The 19,641-nt window shown below is 39.6% G+C and carries 20 protein-coding genes; 18 read left to right on the top strand and 2 right to left on the bottom strand.

Annotation, left to right across the window (positions count from 1 at the left end; translation table 11 throughout):
- Nucleotides 1-38: 38 nt before the first annotated feature.
- The 4 genes from ACTVAI_RS06650 (at nucleotide 39) to ACTVAI_RS06635 (ending at nucleotide 5,126) form a co-directional block, all read left to right on the top strand.
- Nucleotides 39-1,712, top strand: coding sequence for a formate--tetrahydrofolate ligase (locus tag ACTVAI_RS06650; protein WP_443486221.1), 1,674 nt, complete (start codon nucleotides 39-41; stop codon nucleotides 1,710-1,712).
- A 68-nt stretch (nucleotides 1,713-1,780) separates the two neighbouring features.
- Complete coding sequence (locus ACTVAI_RS06645) at nucleotides 1,781-3,667, top strand: ABC-F family ATP-binding cassette domain-containing protein (protein ID WP_443486220.1); 1,887 nt, start codon at nucleotides 1,781-1,783, stop codon at nucleotides 3,665-3,667.
- Nucleotides 3,668-3,691: 24 nt separating this feature from the next.
- A complete protein-coding gene (locus ACTVAI_RS06640) occupies nucleotides 3,692-4,639 on the top strand; it encodes a thymidylate synthase (protein ID WP_443486219.1) in 948 nt (315 codons plus the stop codon).
- Between the two features lie 16 nt (nucleotides 4,640-4,655).
- The gene (locus ACTVAI_RS06635) at nucleotides 4,656-5,126 is read left to right on the top strand and encodes a dihydrofolate reductase (RefSeq protein WP_443486218.1); all 471 of its coding nucleotides are present in this window, start codon (nucleotides 4,656-4,658) and stop codon (nucleotides 5,124-5,126) included.
- Between the two features lie 37 nt (nucleotides 5,127-5,163).
- On the opposite strand, the gene trhA is transcribed toward ACTVAI_RS06635, so the two are convergent.
- Nucleotides 5,164-5,811 carry a PAQR family membrane homeostasis protein TrhA gene (gene trhA, locus ACTVAI_RS06630; RefSeq protein WP_443474355.1) on the bottom strand — a complete coding sequence of 216 codons (648 nt, stop codon included), beginning with the start codon at nucleotides 5,809-5,811 and terminating at the stop codon, nucleotides 5,164-5,166.
- 115 nt (nucleotides 5,812-5,926) lie between these two features.
- On the opposite strand from trhA, the gene ACTVAI_RS06625 reads away from it, so the two are divergent.
- The 14 genes from ACTVAI_RS06625 (at nucleotide 5,927) to codY (ending at nucleotide 18,971) form a co-directional block, all read left to right on the top strand.
- A complete protein-coding gene (locus ACTVAI_RS06625; RefSeq protein ID WP_443474354.1) occupies nucleotides 5,927-6,559 on the top strand; it encodes a DUF2140 family protein in 633 nt (210 codons plus the stop codon).
- A 27-nt stretch (nucleotides 6,560-6,586) separates the two neighbouring features.
- Complete coding sequence (locus ACTVAI_RS06620) at nucleotides 6,587-6,841, top strand: YozE family protein (RefSeq protein WP_443474353.1); 255 nt, start codon at nucleotides 6,587-6,589, stop codon at nucleotides 6,839-6,841.
- Between the two features lie 3 nt (nucleotides 6,842-6,844).
- Nucleotides 6,845-7,549 (top strand): purine-nucleoside phosphorylase, encoded by a 705-nt coding sequence (deoD, locus tag ACTVAI_RS06615; RefSeq protein ID WP_443486217.1) that lies wholly within the window; start codon nucleotides 6,845-6,847, stop codon nucleotides 7,547-7,549.
- A 37-nt stretch (nucleotides 7,550-7,586) separates the two neighbouring features.
- Nucleotides 7,587-9,083, top strand: coding sequence for a S41 family peptidase (locus ACTVAI_RS06610; RefSeq protein ID WP_443486216.1), 1,497 nt, complete (start codon nucleotides 7,587-7,589; stop codon nucleotides 9,081-9,083).
- A complete protein-coding gene (gene lepB, locus ACTVAI_RS06605) occupies nucleotides 9,084-9,620 on the top strand; it encodes a signal peptidase I (RefSeq protein WP_443486215.1) in 537 nt (178 codons plus the stop codon). It abuts the gene before it with no gap.
- A gap of 30 nt (nucleotides 9,621-9,650) precedes the next feature.
- Nucleotides 9,651-10,250 carry a signal peptidase I gene (gene lepB, locus ACTVAI_RS06600; protein ID WP_443486214.1) on the top strand — a complete coding sequence of 200 codons (600 nt, stop codon included), beginning with the start codon at nucleotides 9,651-9,653 and terminating at the stop codon, nucleotides 10,248-10,250.
- Nucleotides 10,251-10,323: 73 nt separating this feature from the next.
- On the top strand, nucleotides 10,324-11,202 hold the full coding sequence (gene ylqF, locus ACTVAI_RS06595) for a ribosome biogenesis GTPase YlqF (RefSeq protein WP_443486213.1): 879 nt from the start codon (nucleotides 10,324-10,326) through the stop codon (nucleotides 11,200-11,202).
- Nucleotides 11,195-11,977, top strand: a complete 783-nt coding sequence (locus ACTVAI_RS06590; protein WP_443486212.1) for a ribonuclease HII — start codon at nucleotides 11,195-11,197, stop codon at nucleotides 11,975-11,977. Before ylqF ends, ACTVAI_RS06590 begins: the two co-directional genes overlap by 8 nt.
- Before the next feature lie 58 nt (nucleotides 11,978-12,035).
- On the top strand, nucleotides 12,036-12,935 hold the full coding sequence (gene dprA / locus ACTVAI_RS06585) for a DNA-processing protein DprA (protein ID WP_443486211.1): 900 nt from the start codon (nucleotides 12,036-12,038) through the stop codon (nucleotides 12,933-12,935).
- Nucleotides 12,936-13,024: 89 nt separating this feature from the next.
- Entirely contained in the window at nucleotides 13,025-15,091 is a 2,067-nt protein-coding gene (gene topA / locus ACTVAI_RS06580; RefSeq protein WP_443486210.1) for a type I DNA topoisomerase, read from the top strand.
- Nucleotides 15,092-15,252: 161 nt separating this feature from the next.
- A complete protein-coding gene (gene xerC / locus ACTVAI_RS06575) occupies nucleotides 15,253-16,173 on the top strand; it encodes a tyrosine recombinase XerC (RefSeq protein WP_443486209.1) in 921 nt (306 codons plus the stop codon).
- An 11-nt stretch (nucleotides 16,174-16,184) separates the two neighbouring features.
- Nucleotides 16,185-16,730 carry an HslVU peptidase proteolytic subunit gene (hslV, locus tag ACTVAI_RS06570; protein WP_443486208.1) on the top strand — a complete coding sequence of 182 codons (546 nt, stop codon included), beginning with the start codon at nucleotides 16,185-16,187 and terminating at the stop codon, nucleotides 16,728-16,730.
- A 16-nt stretch (nucleotides 16,731-16,746) separates the two neighbouring features.
- Nucleotides 16,747-18,156: an ATP-dependent protease ATPase subunit HslU gene (hslU, locus tag ACTVAI_RS06565; RefSeq protein WP_443486207.1), complete on the top strand. Its 1,410-nt coding sequence runs from the start codon at nucleotides 16,747-16,749 to the stop codon at nucleotides 18,154-18,156.
- Between the two features lie 11 nt (nucleotides 18,157-18,167).
- On the top strand, nucleotides 18,168-18,971 hold the full coding sequence (gene codY / locus ACTVAI_RS06560; RefSeq protein ID WP_443486206.1) for a GTP-sensing pleiotropic transcriptional regulator CodY: 804 nt from the start codon (nucleotides 18,168-18,170) through the stop codon (nucleotides 18,969-18,971).
- 24 nt (nucleotides 18,972-18,995) lie between these two features.
- Here the strand turns inward: codY and plsY are convergent, their stop codons facing one another.
- Nucleotides 18,996-19,604, bottom strand: coding sequence for a glycerol-3-phosphate 1-O-acyltransferase PlsY (plsY, locus tag ACTVAI_RS06555; RefSeq protein WP_443486205.1), 609 nt, complete (start codon nucleotides 19,602-19,604; stop codon nucleotides 18,996-18,998).
- Nucleotides 19,605-19,641 lie beyond the last annotated feature (37 nt).

The raw sequence follows: 19,641 nt of genomic DNA, 5'->3' as shown, positions 1-19,641 counted from the left end.
TTAAGATATAGGAAAATACTCATTTGGAGGATGCAATGATGAAAACAGACATTCAAATCGCACAAGAAAATGTAATGGTACCGATTGTGGAAGTTGCTGAAAAAATTAATCTAGATCCTGATGATTTAAAATTATATGGTAAACATAAAGCGAAGATTGACTGGGGCGCCATCGAAAAATTAAATGATGAACAGGATGGTAAATTAATTCTGGTAACAGCAATCAATCCTACGCCTGCAGGCGAAGGTAAATCGACTGTGACGGTGGGCTTGGGTGACGCACTAGCTTTAGCGGGCAAAAAAAGTATGATTGCTTTACGCGAACCTTCAATGGGCCCAACGATGGGTATGAAGGGTGGGGCTGCTGGAGGTGGTTTTGCCCAAGTTCAGCCTATGGAAGAAATAAATTTACATTTTACTGGGGATATGCACGCTATTACCGCCACCAACAATGCATTGTCAGCCTTCATTGATAATCACATCCAACAAGGAAACGAACTTGATATCGATACGAGAAGGATTACTTGGAAACGTGTTATGGATGTGAATGACCGAGCTTTGAGGAATATCGTTGTAGGATTGGGTGGTCCTACAAATGGTGTGCCACGTGAAGATGGTTTCGATATCACTGTAGCCAGTGAAATCATGGCTATTTTGTGTCTTGCGACTTCAATGGAGGATTTGAAGAATCGTTTAGGGAATATCGTTTTTGGATATAATCGTACGAGAGAACCACTAACTGTTCGTGATTTGAAAATGGAAGGTGCACTGACACTCATCTTAAAAGACGCCTTGGAACCTAATTTGGTTCAAACACTTTACCATACTCCAGCATTCGTGCATGGTGGACCTTTCGCCAATATTGCCCATGGCTGCAACAGTGTCATTGCAACGAAAACGGCCTTGAAACTAGCTGACTATGTGGTAACCGAGGCCGGTTTTGGAGCTGACTTGGGGGCAGAAAAATTCCTTGATATCAAGGTGCCCGTTTTAGGAAAAGCCCCGGATGCCGTTGTCATCGTCGCGACGATTCGCTCCCTAAAAATGCATGGTGGCATTAAAGTTGCTGATTTGAAAGATACGGTAGATCCATCTGCAGTGGAAAAAGGCTTCTCTAATTTAGAAAAGCATATCAGTAACATGAAGAAATATGGCTTGCCTGTCATTGTTGCCGTTAATGCCTTTACCCAGGATACTGGCGAGGAAATTGCTGTGGTACAAGAAGGATGTAAACGTCTTGGTGTAATTTGTAAAATTGCAGATGTATGGGGTAAAGGTCCTGAAGGAGGCTTGGAATTAGCACAGGCCGTGATAGAGGCGACTGATAATGCAAGCCAATTCACGCCTTTATATGATGCACCAAACACAACCATTGAAGAAAAAATTAATCAGGTTGTTAAAGAGATTTACGGTGGAAACGAAGCCATCTTTAGTCCAAAAGCACGTCAACAAATGAAGCAATTCAATACACATGGTTGGAGCCATTTACCAATCTGTATGGCGAAAACACAATATTCTTTATCAGATAACCCTAAAAAATTAGCTCGTCCCGAAAATTTTGCGATCACGATTAGGGAATTTGTACCAAAAATTGGTGCTGGCTTCATTGTCGCTCTGACCGGTGACATATTAACGATGCCAGGCTTGCCTAAGAAACCGGCAGCTTTAAATATGAATGTCCTGGAGGATGGAACCGTAGTTGGATTGTTCTAAAGTCCAAGGTGCGATATACTGTAGGATGGAAATACAGTAATTGATAGAAATTGAGGGTTGACCTAAATATGAAAGATTTGAAAGCAATTGGATTATCTAAATCCCATGGTATAAAGCAACTATTTGAAAATATCTCCTTCACAATCCGTGAGGGAGAGTATGTAGGACTGATTGGTCAGAATGGTAGTGGAAAAAGTTCTTTAATGCGTATTATTGCCGAATTAGACACTCCTGATGAAGGAAAAATTGAAAAAGCAAATGACTATCGTATTAACTATTTACCACAAGAACCAGATTTCGATGAATCAAAAACCATTTTTCAAACGGTCTTTTCCAGCGATTCCCCATTGATAAAGACTGTTCGCCACTATGAAGAAGCACTGGCACGTCTAACCGCTGACAGCGATAATGTCAGCAATCAAGAAGCCTATTCACGTGCTGAACAAGAGATGAATACGAATGACGCCTGGCAGGCAGAAGTCCAATTCAAAACGATACTGAATAAATTGGGACTTGAGAATCTCGAACAAAAAATTGGTGAGCTTTCTGGTGGGCAACGTAAACGTGTCGGTTTAGCACAGGTTCTGATGCAGGCACCTGACTTACTTCTCTTGGATGAGCCTACCAACCACTTAGATGTGGATGCTATTGTATGGTTGGAAAAATATTTGGCTCAGTATAAGGGTTCTTTATTATTAGTAACCCATGACCGTTATTTCCTTGAGCGTGTTACAAATCAGATGTTGGAATTAAAGAATGGCGAAATTGAGAGCTATTCAGGGAACTATGCTACTTATTTAGAGCAAAAGGCCGAACGTGAAGCCATTCAGCAAAAAATGACTGAAAAACAAGCTAAATTATATAAGAGTGAACTTGCCTGGATGCGTAAAGGCGCCAAAGCTCGGACGACAAAACAACAAGCACGTATTCATCGTTTTGAAGATTTGGAAAAAGATGTTAAAGGATCAAACGTTGATGATCAACAGTTGGAAATCAATTTTGACAGCTCCCGTCTGGGCAAGCGTGTTTTCCAATTGGAAGATATCACGTTAAAAGCTGGAGAAAAAATTGTGCTTGAGCATTTCAATCATATTTTCCAGGCTAGTGATCGCATCGGTATTGTAGGTAAAAACGGCTCAGGGAAAACGACATTCCTGAAAATGCTGGCTGGTGAAGTTGAACCTGAATCGGGCATACTCACAATAGGTGAGACCGTTAAAATCGGATATTACCGTCAAATTATGGAACCATTCCCTGAAGACAAACGTGTCATTAATTACTTACAGGAAGTTGCAGAAGAAGCGAAAATAGCCGATGGTACGCGGGTGAGTGTAACGGAATTGCTTGAAACCTTCTTATTCCCACGTGAAATGCATGGAAGTTTGATTCGCACTTTGTCGGGTGGGGAAAGACGTCGTTTGTATTTGCTGAAATTACTGATGAATCAACCCAATGTCTTGCTTTTCGATGAACCGACAAATGATTTGGATATAGAAACACTGACCGTTTTGGAAGACTATTTGACAAGTTTCCAAGGCGCAGCTTTAGTCGTATCCCATGACCGTTATTTCCTGGATAAAGTAGTCGACAATCTACTCATCGTAGATGGCATGAATGGTCCTTTCTTGTATTTTGGAAACATGACTGACTATTTAGAAGTTGAATCTGAACTCAATCAACCTTCTCAATCTAAATTGGAATCGGTAAAACCAAAAATAACTGAATCAAAAGAAAAAGTTAAGTTAACTTACAGTGAACAGTTAGAATGGGCAGGAATCGAAGAAGAATTAATGCTCTTGGAAGAAGATATTACGGACATGAAAGAAAAAATGCTGGAAAATGCATCAGACTTTATCAAACTCGGTGAGCTACAAAGCGAAGTAGAAAAACAAGAAGCATTATTAGCTGCCAAGTGGGAACGATATGAGTATTTGAGCCAATTTGTTGCCGAATAAATATGAAAGTAAGGAGGATCGAAGATGACAAAACAATATCTTGAGCTAGCACAAAAAATACTGGATGAAGGGGTCGAGAAATCAGATCGAACCGGAACCGGCACAAAGAGCATTTTTGGCTATCAGATGCGTTTTGATTTGCAAAAGGGATTCCCGCTTCTGACAACTAAAAAAACCGCGTTTGGGCTGATTAAAAGCGAATTACTGTGGTTTTTAAAAGGGGACACCAATATCCGTTACTTACTGGAAAATAATAATCACATTTGGGATGAATGGGCTTTTGAACGTTATAGTAAATCAACTGATTACCAAGGGCCTGATATGACGGATTTTGGTAGGCGAGCAGTACAGGATGAAGCGTTTAATGAAGTCTATCAAGAACAGCTATCCGCGTTCAGGGAGAAAGTTTTAACTGATGATATCTTTTCTGAAAAATATGGCGAGCTGGGGAATATATACGGTTCGCAATGGCGTCATTGGAAAACAACGCAAGGGGAGACCATTGATCAAATCAAGGACGTTATTCAAATGATTAAAACAAATCCGGATTCCAGGCGCTTAATTGTGTCAGCTTGGAATCCAGAAGACGTGCCAAATATGGCTTTACCACCTTGCCATACTTTATTCCAATTTTTTGTTGCTGATGGAAAATTGAGTTGTCAGCTGTATCAACGGAGTGCGGATGTATTTTTAGGTGTTCCTTTTAATATTGCTAGTTATGCTTTGTTAACGCATCTTATTGCGAATGAGACAGGCTTAAAAGTGGGAGAATTCATCCATACTTTTGGGGATGCACATCTTTACTTAAACCATATGGATCAAATTAAAGAGCAACTATCCCGCGAAGTGTATGAATTACCTGAACTGGTTATTAAAAACCCGGAAAAATCCATCTTTGACATGGAGAAAGATGATATTGTCGTCAAGGGGTATAAGAGTCATCCTAGGATTAAAGCACCGATTGCGGTATAGGAAAGTAGGGGTATAAATGTACGTTCTGGTTTGGGCTGAAGATGATGCAGGGGCGATTGGAAAAGACGGCAAACTGCCATGGCACCTTCCAAATGATTTAAAATTTTTTAAAACCACAACAAATGGACAAACCATTGTCATGGGTCGCAAAACTTTTGAAAGTATGGGGAGCCGTCCGTTACCAAATCGCAAAAATTATGTGTTGACACGCCAAAATGATTACGAAGCACCTGGTGCGGTTGTGATAAACAGTTTGAATGCTTTACCCGATGAGGATATTTATGTAATTGGTGGAAGCGAGATATACAAAAAGTTCCTTCCGGAAGCCGATGTTCTTATACGAACAAAAATAAGTGGTACTTTCGATGGTGATACTTTTTTTCCTGAAGTAAATTGGGACGAATGGGAATTAGTTGAAGAAACTGAAGGAACCGTTGACGAAAAGAATAAATACGCACATCGTTTTCAAACATTCAAAAGAAAATAAAAAAACCGGAAAATCTTTTACAGATTTTCCGGTTTTTTTAGACGTAAAGTAATACTGTGAAATAGTGGAAGGCAGCCCCTGCAAGAACAAAAAGATGCCAAATGACATGCATGAATTTGAATCGTTTAATACTATAGAATATAGTACCCAAACTATAGGCTAAACCACCTAATATCATCAAGGTTAATCCACTTGTTCCTAAATATGCACTAATTGGTTTAATTAAGAATATTGCGAGCCAACCCATCATTAAATACAAAATAGTCGAAAGCTTGTTATATTTTCCCACGAAAAACACTTTAAGGACTACCCCAACCAAGGCAATCCCCCAAACTGAAATAAATAATACTTTCGCCTGGGTTCCTTCCAGTGCTATTAAACAAAAGGGGGTGTAGCTCCCAGCAATCAACAGATAGATAGCAGCATGATCGATATAGTGAAAAATGTTTTTGAATCGGGTAAAACTAAAGCTATGATAGAGTGTGGATGCAAGAAATAACAGGATCATGGATATGCCATAAACGAGGTAGGCAGTCAAATGGATGCCATCACCCGATTGTATCCCTTTAGCAACCAAAAATACTAACGCGACAATACTGAGTAGGGTGCCAATTCCATGGGTAATTGCGTTTAGAACTTCCATGACAAGGTCGCTTTTTTTGATTTCAAGTGTTTGATTTGACATAGGTTAACCTCCATATTTCGTCGCTCATGTTTATTTCGAACATATCTAATAGAAGTATAACACATTTAGTGCTAGAATTAGAAAAAACAAGTAGTCTTAGATTGAGGGTGATTGCGTGTTTAAGCAACGGGGAAAACGTTCAAATGCCGGGTGGAAATGGGCTTTTATACTTTTGCTTTCAATAAATATTGGAGCCATTTTCTATGCCTTAAATTTATTGAAACCCATAGACAATGATGTGAACGAAATAGCACTTGAGAATAAGAGCACAGTATCAGAAAACGATAAAGATACGATTGCAGCGACAATAACCTTGGAAAATAAAGATTTAGAAGAGTTATTACAATTCGCAATAAGTGAAAATAGCGCAACTGAGCGTGTCCCCCAAATTAAAATTTCAGACCAAGCGCTACTAGTTTTAGGTGAGTTATCTGTGTTTGGGTTTGAGACTAGCTATCAAATTGAGGCGGATCCGTTCGCAATGGAGGACGGAAATCTCCAATTAAAAGTTAATGATGTTAAACTAGGTAAACTGACGTTACCTATCGCACAAGTATTGCAATTACTTGCGACCCAACTGGATGCTGAAATACCCATTTTGATTGATTCGAAAGCACAGATGATTATAATTTTGCTTTCTGAAATTCAAACCGATGCCATACAGAGAATAAAACTTGAGAAAATCGATAAAGATGTTGCAGAATACACCTTTATCATAACCATAACAAAAGAAAATTTGCTACAATAAGAATAATGAATAGACTGGAGGGGAAAAATGGACCAGCAATTTTATCAATTTGCAATGACTTTCAGGGATCGCAACAAAAAAGATTCCATGGTCCAGTTTGCAAACAAGTTAGACAAAGATACTGGATTTCCCAGAAATCATTCTGATTACTACATATTAGCGGATTATCTGGAGTTGAGTGGTGAATATTCTAATCACATGGATGATTTTGATGAGATGTATAGCCAGTTCAAAGAAAGAAAAGAGCAAGCAAATAAAATATTAAGAAAAAGTGGGGATTAATTTATGAGTACACATATTGCAGCAAAACCAGGAGAAATAGCAGAAACAGTTTTATTACCAGGGGATCCACTACGGGCTAAATATATCGCTGAAACATACTTGGAAGACGTAGTTCAGTACAATTCTGTCCGCAACATGTTTGGATACACTGGTACCTACAAAGGTAAACGCGTATCGGTTCAAGGTACAGGAATGGGGCTTCCATCCATTATGATTTATGCGAATGAACTCATTACCGAGTATGGTGTTAAAAACTTAATTCGTGTAGGTTCGGCGGGAAGTATCCAAGAAGATGTTCATATCCGTGACATTGTTTTAGCACAAGGCGCAACTTCGGATTCAAGTGTTGTCTCTAATATTTTCAATAATCAAGTAAACTTTGCTCCGCTTGCGAGTTTCAACTTGCTATATGATGCTTACAATACAGCTAAAGAACGTGGCTTAAACATTCATGTTGGTAATGTTCTTTCCTCAGACCGTTTTTATAATCAAGAATTAAACACAAAGAAACTAGCTGACTATGGTGTCTTGGCAATCGAAATGGAAGCGACAGGCCTCTATATGTTGGCAGCGCAACATCATGTAAATGCACTTGCGATTTTAACTATTAGTGATCACATCCTGACGGGTGACGAAACCACTTCTGAAGAGCGTGAACGTACATTTGATGACATGATGTTGGTTGCTTTGGATAGCGTATTGAAATAAACACTGTCCAACTATCCTGAAGGAGGTCCCCATACAAATGAATACGAATAAAAACAATAAAAGAAGAAAAGTGGGCATCAAACTTCCTGTTTACTTGTTATCCCTTGTTTTAGTTGCTGTGATTTCTGCGGGAGTGACTTTTATATTCGCAAAAAGCAATCAAGTAAATCTTGCTAGTCGCGATACGAGTAATTCACAGTCAGAGTCGTCGCAAACCATAAAGGACATTCATGATGTGCCCGGCTCGCAAAATATTCAGGCCGTCTATGAAATTATCCTTTCGAATTATATCGAAGATATCAATGAGGAGGATTTACTTGAAGGTGCATTGGCAGGGATGGTCAATGCTATCGAGGATCCTTACAGCCAATATTTGAATATTGAAGAAACTGAAACAATGGACGAAACAATTTCCTCTTCTTTTGAAGGCATTGGTGCTGAAATTATGAGCATTAATGATCAGATAGTCATCGTTTCACCCATCAAAGGTGCGCCAGCCGATAAAGCAGGCTTATTACCTAATGACATTGTTCTGAGTGCTGACGGAACTTCATTGTCTGGGATGACGGCTTCAGAAGCAGTCAACCTCATCCGTGGTGAACGTGGGACAAAAGTAAGTTTGGAAATTCAGCGTGGAACGCAAATTTTCACTGTGGATATTGTTAGGGACACGATTCCAATTGAAACCGTGGCTTACGAATTATCAAAAGAAAATCCGGAAATCGGCGTGATTTCAGTGTTCAGTTTTGCCAGACCTACTTATGATGAAATTGTTACTGGAGTAGAGGCATTAAGGGAACAAGGGGCAAAAAAATTCGTTTTCGATTTTAGACAAAATCCGGGTGGTTTACTTGACCAGGCTTTGAAAATTGGGAATATGTTTGTAGAGGATGATGCGATTCTGATGCAAACGGAAGAAAAAAATGGTAATCCTTATACCATCAAGGCAAATGACCAAGAATATGGCGAATTCCAAATTGATGAACCCGTAGTCATGCTGATTGACGAGGGAAGTGCTAGTGCCTCAGAAATCGTAGCAGGTATCATGAAAGAAGAAGCAGAGGTTCCTTTAGTTGGGATGACCACCTTTGGAAAGGGTACTGTTCAATCCATTTATCCTCTTACGGAAGATAGCGAACTCAAGTTAACAGTGGCAAAATGGTTAACACCAGCAGGGAACTGGATTCATGGAGAAGGGATTGCGCCTGATCATGAAGTTGAGTTGCCTTCTTACGCCTTCTTGACAATTATTGATTCTACTGCGACTTATGAAGTTGGATCTGTATCTGAAGCAGTTAAAAATGTAGAAGAAATGCTAAGTGCCGTTGGTTATTCTTTGGTCGCGGACGGCTATTATGATTATGATACCGAGGAAGCAGTCAAGCAATTCCAACAAGATAATGGTTTATCACAGACAGGTGAAATTGATGATCAAACTTCAGTTGGACTAGTGGAAGAACTTCGAGAAGTTATTGCAGAGAACGATACTCAGCTCGATAAAGCACTGGAATTATTGGGGAATATGAGTGAGTAAATGAAAAAATCACTTTCTGAAACTATTTGGCAATGGTTTAAGGCTTTTGCTGTAGCTGTGGCTTTGGCACTCTTCGTTCGTTACTTTGTATTTATACCGTTGCAAGTAGAGGGCGATTCAATGGCTCCTGCTTTAAATCCCGATAGTTATCTAATATATCATCAGAGTAAGTCAATTGATCGTTTCGATATCATTTTATTCCATGATGATAAGGATGCCGCATATATTAAAAGGGTCATTGGCCTGCCTGGAGAAACGGTCGCTTACAAAAATGACCAGTTGTATATAAATGGGAAACGACTTTCCGAGCCATTTTTGACTAAAAAATTGGAATCGAATCAAATTTTTACTTCTGATTTTTCTATTATTGAATCAGATGATGAACGTAAAGTTCCAGAAGGTCATTATTTTGTCATGGGAGACAACAGGCCAAGAAGCAAAGACAGCCGCATGTTTGGGTTTGTTCCGGGAGAATCCGTGGTAGGAAAAGCTCGAGTAATTATTTATCCATTTGATCAAATTACCTGGATAAAGTAAGTCTATCGAATCAAATAAAGGAGTGTTCATATGGATAATAACCAAAAGGAAATCAAAAGCAAAGGTTACAACTTAATAAAAGAGATTGTAAACATATTGCTATCAGTTGTAGTTGCTTATGTGTTATTTATTCTTATTAGAACCTTCTTATTCTTTCCTTTTGAAGTGGTTGGTGATTCAATGGTACCAACACTAACGAGTGGGGACCGTTTGATTTTGAATCGCTTGGGAACCGTGGATCGATTTGATGTGGTAGTCTTTCCTGCCCCTGATAATCCAACCGATGGCGAAGAATATGTAAAGCGTATCATTGGCCTGCCGGGTGATGAAATTACATATTATAAAGATGACTTATTCATCAATGGCGAACTAGTTGAAGAACATTATCTTGAACCGTTGAAAGAAACAGTGGACGAAGGGCAAATCACAAACGATTTTTCGTTAGTTGATATTCCGGGAAGTACTTCTGCCGTTGTGCCACCTGACACATTTTTTGTTATGGGTGATAACCGTCAAGTATCCAAAGATAGTCGGATGTTTGGATTTGTACCCGCAGAAGAGATTGAAGGCACATCCAGTTTGAGAATATGGCCATTAGATAAGATAGGTTTTTTAGGAAAAAATGAGTAACTGTTACAAGAACACAAAGAGGGTGAGACAAAAGGTCTCACCCTCATTTATAGATTAATGGAGGCGTTAATAAATGCATATTCAATGGTTCCCTGGGCATATGGCCAAAGCTAAGAGAGAAGCGATCGAAAATAGAAATATGGTTGATATTGTCCTGGAATTGGTGGATGCGCGTATTCCAGAATCAAGCCGTAACCCTTTAATGGACGAAATTGTTGGGAATAAACCACGTTTAATTATTATGAATAAATCCGATTTGGCAGATCGAAGTAGTACAGATAGATGGTTAAACTATTTCAGTCATATTGATAAAAATCAACAGGCAATTGCTATTAACACCTTCAGCCAATCCGATATTACTCGAACTAAGAAAATAATTAAAGAGATGATGGCTGAGAAAATGGCGGTGCGTAAATCTAAGGGTTTGAAGCCACGTGCTATTCGATTAATGGTTTTAGGCATCCCAAATGTTGGTAAATCAACATTCATCAATCAGATGATTAAGAAGAACAGAGCAAAAACAGCTAATAAACCAGGTGTTACACAACAACAACAATGGCTAAAAATTGGCGATGATTTTGAACTCTTGGATACGCCAGGTATTTTATGGCATAAGTTCGAAGATCAAGCAGTAGGAAAGAAACTAGCGCTTACGGGCGCTATCAAGGACACACTTTTCCACAAAGATGATATTGCTTTACACGCACTGGAATTTTTCATCAATCATTACCCAGGAAGAATAGCAGAAACCTATCATCTTTCAGAAAAAATGGATGAAAAAACCTACCCAGAATTACTGATGGAGTTGACCAAGAAATTAAATTTTGGTGAAGACTATGAGCGTGCCAGCGAAAAGTTGATTTTTGATATTCGTGATGGGAAATTAGGCACCTATACTCTCGACAGTGTTCCACTAATTCATCAAGATTCACGGGAGTTAAGCAATGAGTAATAAATATTCCATTGGTGAAATAAAAACTATTTTGGCCGAAATTACTGAGCCGACCCATCCGTTTTTTTCTGAACTCAGTACGGATACCCGTAAAGGGGTCCTTAATGAGCTGAAAAAATGGTCCAACCAGCATGAAAAGCGTCAAAATCTATTGGAACATCAGGCTACTATGTTGCTTTTTGAAAGCCAATTAAGAGCCGATGGTTATCAATGTATTGCTGGTATTGATGAAGTGGGCAGAGGACCATTAGCGGGCCCGGTTGTTTCAGCAGCTGTTATTTTGCCAGAGGATATGCCCGCATTATCCATCAATGACTCAAAAAAATTATCAAAGAAAGTGCGTAACGAGCTCTATGATATCATTCTTGACAAAGCACAAGTGGGTATCGGTATAGTGGAAAATACCGAAATTGATTCCTTGAATATTTATGAAGCTACTAAAATAGCCATGATGGCTGCTGTAGCAAATCTGCCCGAATCTCCTGATGCCCTATTGATTGATGCAATGAAGTTGGCTCTTCCTGTGAAGCAAGTCTCCCTTATCAAAGGCGACGCTAAGTCTTATTCCATCGCAGCGGCCAGTATTGTTGCAAAAGTATACCGGGACCGTCTTATGGAAGATTACGCCAAAGAATATCCCCACTATGCATTTGAGAAAAATGCCGGATATGGAACAAAAGCACACTTGGAAGGGCTGGAACAATACGGTTTCACCCCGATTCATCGATTGAGTTTTGAGCCCATAAAAACGATGGCGAAAAATAATTTAAACTAAAAAAAAGTTTTTGGCTCTTTTTTCTCTATATATACATAGAGAGAAAGGAGTTTTTTTTATGAGAAAATTAATACGGAACAAATTAATCATTTGTTCGCTCGTGAATGTATTTAGTGCTGAAGAAATGGTAGCAATTACCATAGCTTTAATCAATGATCCGCAATTAGCACTGGAAGACATGATATTGAGAAAAGGCATTTGGCAAAACTATAACACGGCTTGCAAAAAATTAGATGCCGTCAAAAAAGTATTGGAAATTGAAGATATCAACCGCAAAATGGAGAAGCTTCAACAAACTGGTACGAAAGTTTGTACCATCATCGATGAAGATTATCCTGATGAATTAAAGGAAATTTACCTTCCCCCGGTTGTCGTATATTTCCAAGGGAGTTGGGAATTAACAAAAGGCAAGCGCTTGGGCATTGTAGGTAGCCGTCAGATAACGGAATATGGAAAAAATGTGATAGCCACCATCACTCCAGCAGTTGCACGGGCGGGAATCATAACCGTCAGTGGCTTAGCAAAAGGAGTAGATCGCGAGGTCCATGAACAGACAATCAAACATAAGGGTGCTACAATAGCTGTTATCGGGACAGGATTGGACCAATTTTATCCAGCTGAGAATAGGGAATTACAAAAAGTGATGTTGAAAACGCAGTTGGTTCTGAGCGAATACCCATTAGGAGTCGGGCCTCAAAGACATCATTTTCCGATGCGAAACCGCATCATTGCAGGTCTTTCGCAAGGAGTATTGGTAGTGGAGGCCAAAGAAAAATCGGGAAGTCTGATTACGGCAAATGTTGCTCTTCAAGAAAATCGGGAAGTCTTTGCCGTTCCCGGAAACATTTTAAATGCCGCGTATAAAGGAACCAATCAATTAATACAAGCGGGAGCCAAAGCTGTTTTAAGCTTTGAAGACATTGTTTGCGAAATGACTGGTTTCTGGCAAAAAAAATAAATATTTGACAAAACTCTAATTAATAGCATAAGATGATAAACGATTTCAGGTCATGACAATGACAAGTAAGTAATGAAAGGAGTTTTCCTTTGGCCTATAAATATTTGGTGATCGTAGAATCACCAACAAAAGCGAAAACAATCGAAAAATATCTCGGTCGCAATTATAAAGTGGTTGCAAGTAAAGGCCATTTACGTGACTTGCCAAAAAGCCGCATGGCGGTAGATTTTGAGAACAATTACCAACCGGACTATATCTCCATCAGGGGAAAAGGTCCTTTAATTAAGGAACTGAAAAAATATGCAAAAGGTGCAGAAAAAATATTTCTCGCATCTGACCCGGATAGGGAAGGTGAGGCTATTGCCTGGCACTTGGCTTACTTGCTAGGACTAGACCCATCCGATAATATCCGTGTTATTTATAATGAAGTAACAAAAACGGCAGTTAAAGAAGCAATAAAAAATCCAAGACCCATCAATCTGGATCTGGTTTCCGCTCAAACGGCTAGGCGGGTATTAGACCGGGTAGTTGGTTATTCAATCTCTCCTATATTATGGAAGAAAGTAAAAAAAGGTTTGAGTGCCGGACGTGTTCAGTCAGTTGCCCTTAAACTTATCATCAATCGTGAAGATGAAATCTCTAACTTCGAACCAGTAGAATCCTGGACGTTGGATGGTACTTTCCAAAAAGATAAGAGTATTTTTGAAGCTAGTTTTTATGGTTTCAACGATGGTAAAAAAGCCAAACTTTCAAATGAAGAAGAAGCCAAGTCAGCCTTGGCGAAATTATCCGGAAATGAATTCCTGGTTTCCGATGTAGAAAAGAAACAACAAAAAAGAAATCCCGCACCGCCCTTTACAACATCCAGTTTACAACAAGATGCAGCGAATAAATTGAACTTCAGAACTAGAAAAACGATGATGGTTGCCCAACAATTATATGAAGGGATTTCCCTCGGTAAAGAAGGTTCTGTCGGTTTGATTACCTATATGCGTACGGATTCGACACGTGTTGCGGATAGTGCTGTTTCTGAAACACATCAATTTGTACTTGATGAATATGGACAGGAGTATGCTCGGAATAAACCACGTGCTGATAAATCCTCAACAGGATCTCAAGATGCCCATGAAGCAATCAGACCATCCAGTGTGATGCGAAAACCAGCGGATATCGAGCAATACTTGAGCAAAGACCAGTTTAAATTGTATCAACTTATCTGGTCACGATTTGTAGCCAGCCAGATGCAACCAGCAATTTTTGACACCATGCGCGTTCACTTGGCCAATCAAGATTTGGTGTTCCGGGCTAATGGCTCGAAAGAAAAATTCCCTGGATTTAGAAAAGTTTATCAAGACAATAAAACAAAGGATAATATGCTGCCAGAGCTAAATGTTGGAGATGTTGTCTATTCAAAAGACATCATTCCAAACCAACACTTTACACAACCACCAGCACGTTATTCAGAAGCTTCTCTTATTAAGGCGTTGGAAGAAAACGGTGTAGGAAGACCTTCTACATACTCCCCAACGATTGAAACAATTCAGCGTCGCTATTACGTTAAACTCGTGGCCAAACGATTTGAACCAACTGAATTAGGTACAATTGTACATGGCTTAGTAGACAGCTATTTCCCTGAAATCGTTGATGTCTCATTTACAGCGGATATGGAAAAGGATTTGGATGCTGTTGAAGAAGGTAAATTAGAATGGGTTAAAGTTATCGATGCGTTCTATAAACCTTTTGAGAAACACCTCAAAAAAGCAGAAGTAGAAATGGAAAAAATCGAAATCAAGGATGAACCAGCAGGATTCGATTGCGAACTGTGCGGTAGCCCCATGGTTATCAAAATTGGTAAATTCGGTAAATTCTATGCTTGTAGCAACTTCCCAGACTGCCGCAATACCAAGGCAATCGTGAAGAAAATCAATGTTAAATGCCCGCTTTGTAAAGAAGGGGAAGTCATTGAACGTAAATCCAAGAAAAACAGAATATTCTTCGGGTGCGATCGGTACCCTGATTGTGAATTCGTTTCGTGGGATAAACCAATTGGTCGGAATTGCCCTAAATGTGATCATTATCTGGTGCAAAAGAAGGTCCGTGGTGGACAACAAGTAAAATGTAGCCATTGTGACTATGAAGAAGAAGTTCAAAAATAGAATATCTCCAAAAAAGAAGCATAAGTGCTTCTTTTTTTGGTACAATATCAGAAAACGTTGTCAAAATACCATTGTCCAAAAATGAATTGTCAACGTTCCTATCTGGAATTGAACAAAAGTAAACCTTATGATATTTTAGGATAAGGATGGGAGGTCGGACTATGGAAGAAAATCATATGTGGTTGGAAGCTTTCATCCATTACTTATCGATTGAGAGAAGGTATTCCGATGAGACAGTCAAAGCTTACCTTCAGGATCTGAAAAAATTTGAGTCTTATCTGAGCAATACGGGGCAAGCGGCATTTAAGGATGTTAAATTAATAGATATCCGCTTATTCCTTAGCTTTCTGGATGAAGAGCAATTAAGCCGGAATAGTATCTCCAGAATGCTCTCGAGTTTACGGGGCTTTTATAGCTTTTTGCTTCGGGAGAACAAAATCAGTGAAAATCCAGTAGCATCCATTTCTTACAAAAATCGCACGTTACGGCTCCCTAAACATCTTTATCAGGAAGAATTAGAGAAACTATTCAACGCAGCTAGTGGGACAGAGCCCTTGGATTACCGCAATGTTGCATTATTAGAGCTTCTGTATGCAACTGGTATCCGGGTCAGCGAATGTAGAAATATCCAAATGGCAGATATTGATACGACACTAGGAGTCATTTTGATATATGGTAAGGGAAACAAAGAACGTTATGTGCCTTTTGGCCATTTTGCCTTGGAAGCTATTACTTTCTATTTGGAAAAGGGACGCTCGGTTCTGATGACAAAATACAAGCAAGAACACGATTATCTATTCGTTAATCGATTAGGCGAACCTTTAACGTCTGGCGGGATTGAGCATATTTTGAAACAAATCATGAAAAAATCTGGGCAAACCGGTAATTTGCATCCGCACATGTTACGCCATACCTTTGCGACTGACATGTTGAATGAGGGTGCTGATTTAAGAACGGTCCAGGAATTGCTCGGACATGCCAGTCTTTCATCCACGCAAATTTACACACATGTGACGAAAGATGCCTTACAAAGAAATTATCAAGCTTTTCATCCCCGTGCGAAGCGGAGAACCGAGGATTAGCGAAAGAAACAATGGAAGGAAGTTTTATTATGACAACAATTTGTGCAATTCAGCATAATGGGAAATCAGCGATGGCTGGTGATGGCCAGGTGACGATGGGAGAATCTGTCATCATGAAAGGATCCGCAAAGAAAATTCGCCGAATTTATAATGATAAAGTTATTGTTGGCTTTGCGGGAGGCGTTGCCGATGCCTTTACCCTTGAAGACAAATTTGAAGCAAAATTGCACCAGCATAAAGGAAATTTAATGCGTGCTTCGATTGAAGTTGCCAGAGAATGGCGGGGTGACCGTGCTATGCAAAAACTTGAAGCTTTATTGATCGTGATGGACAAAGACCAAATGTTTTTAGTATCAGGAAGTGGCGAGGTAATTGAGCCAGATGATGGCATTTTAACAATTGGCTCGGGTGGGAATTTTGCATTAGCCGCAGCTCGGGCGTTGAAGCGGAATTCTAACAATCTATCCGCACGAGATATGGCTTACCAAAGTCTGAAGATTGCTTCAGAAATATGTGTATTTACAAATGATCATATTATCGTTGAGGAATTCGTTTAATAAGGAGTGTTCATTAATGATTGTAAAAGCTAACCAAACACCACGACAAGTGGTTGCTGAACTTGATAAATATATTATTGGCCAAAGCGATGCCAAAAAATCTGTGGCAGTTGCATTGCGTAATAGATATCGTCGCATGCAATTAACTGACCAGATGCAGAAAGAAGTAACGCCCAAAAATATTTTGATGATTGGACCAACTGGTGTTGGTAAAACTGAAATTGCACGACGTTTGGCGAACCTTGTCCATGCCCCATTTGTAAAAGTGGAAGCGACAAAGTTTACTGAAGTTGGGTATGTGGGTCGAGACGTTGAATCGATGGTTCGTGATTTGGTTGAAAATGCGATTTTAATAGTCGAAAACGAAAAACGCAGTGATGTTTATAGCCAAGCGAACGCTAAAGCTTTGGAGCGCATTGCTCAGGCCTTGAAACCTGGCATTAAAAAGAAACAAGCCCCTAATCAAAATAGTATGTACAACATGTTCCAGCAATTCGGGCTCCCAACAGATGCCATGCTGCCTGAAGAGGAAGAAACGGAAGAAGTAACAGCAGAGATTGCTACTGAACGCCGAGAAATCGTGGAGCAGTTAAGAAAAGGCATTTTGGACAACCGCGATGTGACCATTAAAATTGTAGAAAAAACCAGCAATCCCATGGGTACAATGGGGAATAATGAGCAAATGATGATGTTACAATCCGCGTTGGACTCCATGACTCCTAAAAGAAAAGTTAAACGGACGATGAAAGTCAAAGACGCCATCAAAGTTTTAACGGATGAAGAAACAGACAATCTAATCGATAAAAACGATTTATCTGCTGAGGCTTTGCGAATGGCGGAGGAAAACGGTATTATTTTCATTGATGAGATTGACAAAATTACTTCCAAATCGGATCAAGGTGGTCAAGTTTCCCGAGAAGGTGTTCAACGAGATATTCTGCCGATTGTGGAAGGCTCACAAGTCTCGACGAAATACGGTAATATTCAAACGGATCATATCCTGTTTATTGCCTCAGGAGCATTCCATGTTGCAAAACCGAGTGATTTAATTCCGGAACTGCAAGGGCGTTTTCCAATTCGGGTGGAACTGGATGATTTAACGGAAGATGATTTTGTCCGCATTCTGACTGAACCTGATAATTCGCTAGTGAAGCAGTACCGAGCACTCTTAGAGACAGAAAATGTTGTGGTTACCTTTACCAAAGAATCAATTGAACGTATTGCTGCTATTGCGGCAAAAATGAATGATGAAACGGACAACATTGGTGCCCGTCGTCTTCATACTATTTTAGAAAAATTATTAGAAGATCTTTTATTTGAATCTCCGGATATGCCAGGGCAACAAATAACAATCACAGCAAACTATGTTGATGAAAAGTTAGCATATATTGTTGAGGACCAAGATTTAAGACGCTATATTCTGTGAGGTTGAAGTAAATGGATGAAATATTGGAACGATTAAGAACAATCAATCGCATGCTACAAAAAGAAGGTGGCTTCATCAACCGCGAAAAGATAAACGATTTGCCATTTTTGGACATGATAGAGCGTTTGGCGGAAATCCTGGGAGCAAATACTTATTTGATCGATGAAGAAGGCACGCTACTTGGATTTAGCGAAGCGATTGATATTAATAATGCGCGTGTTAAGCAAATGTTGGTGGACAAAAAGTTCCCGCTCGTGTACACGGATGAAATAAACAAAATCAAGCGTACGACAGCTAATATCGGCATCGAATCTGACTTAAGTGTTTTTCCTGTAGAAACGAGAGACATTTTCGTTACCGGTCTTACGACCGTGACCCCCATTTTTGCGGCGGGGGTTCGTTTAGGTAGCCTCATATTTGCACGCTTCAATCGTCCTTTTGACAGTGGTGATTTAATCTTGGCTGAGCATAGTGCAACTGTGATTGGGGTGGAGGTTCTCCATCTGAAAAATATCAAAACTGAAATGGCCACAAGGGCTGAAACGGCTGTTACAATTGCCTTGCAGTCGCTCTCATTCAGTGAGACGGAAGCAATCACCGAAATTTTTAGCCAAATTGAGGGGTTGGAAACACGTATTAATGCTTCTCAAATTTCAGCAAGCAAGGGAATCACACGCTCGGTGATTGTTAATGCCCTACGTAAATTAGAATCTGCCCGTATTCTGGAATCTAGATCGTTAGGGATGAAAGGAACGTATATCAAGGTACGTTCAGAAGTACTACTGCAGCAGATGAAACAAAAACTAGAAATATAAAAAAGATGCCAGCAGGCATCTTTTTTATTGCTTATTTTTCCTCTTGTAGTTGAGTCCGAATGGCACAAGACTTTCTGTTCCTTGACGGATCCTTTGAATATTTTCGCGATGGCGGATGATGATATAGGTAGTTAATGCCATTGTCACGACTATCAACCAAAAATCCCCCATAAATAAAGAAATCAAAACAGCACTCAAGCAAGCTGCAATACTTGCGAAACTAACCATGCTGGACAATAGTAAATAAATTAGAAAACAAGTAATCGCAAGTATAAAAAATAACGGATTATATGCTAAAATGATTCCGGCACTAGTTGCAACAGCCTTCCCACCTCTAAAGTTGGCAAAAATGGGTAAAGTATGACCCACTGCTGCCAGGACACCAGTAAACAGCGGATGGATAGGAGCATCCAACCACAAGGGGAGAAGTGTTGCAAGGGAACCTTTTAATATATCCATTACCAAAACAACGATTCCAGCTTTTGTACCCAAAACACGGAAGGTATTGGTTGTTCCCATGTTTCCACTCCCGTGTTCCCTGATGTCCGTCTTATAAAAACCTTTTCCGATCCAGACACCCGAGGGAATGGAACCTAATAAATATGCTAACACTATAGCGAATACGGTATTCAAACATGTCACTCCTAATAATCAGAATATACTTTGTAGC

Origin of the sequence: Jeotgalibaca sp. A127 (genome assembly GCF_052266745.1) — a bacterium.
Lineage (GTDB): Bacteria > Bacillota > Bacilli > Lactobacillales > Aerococcaceae > Jeotgalibaca.
The sequence above is the reverse complement of the archived record's forward strand: the minus strand, read 5'-3'. Positions and strand labels throughout refer to the sequence as shown.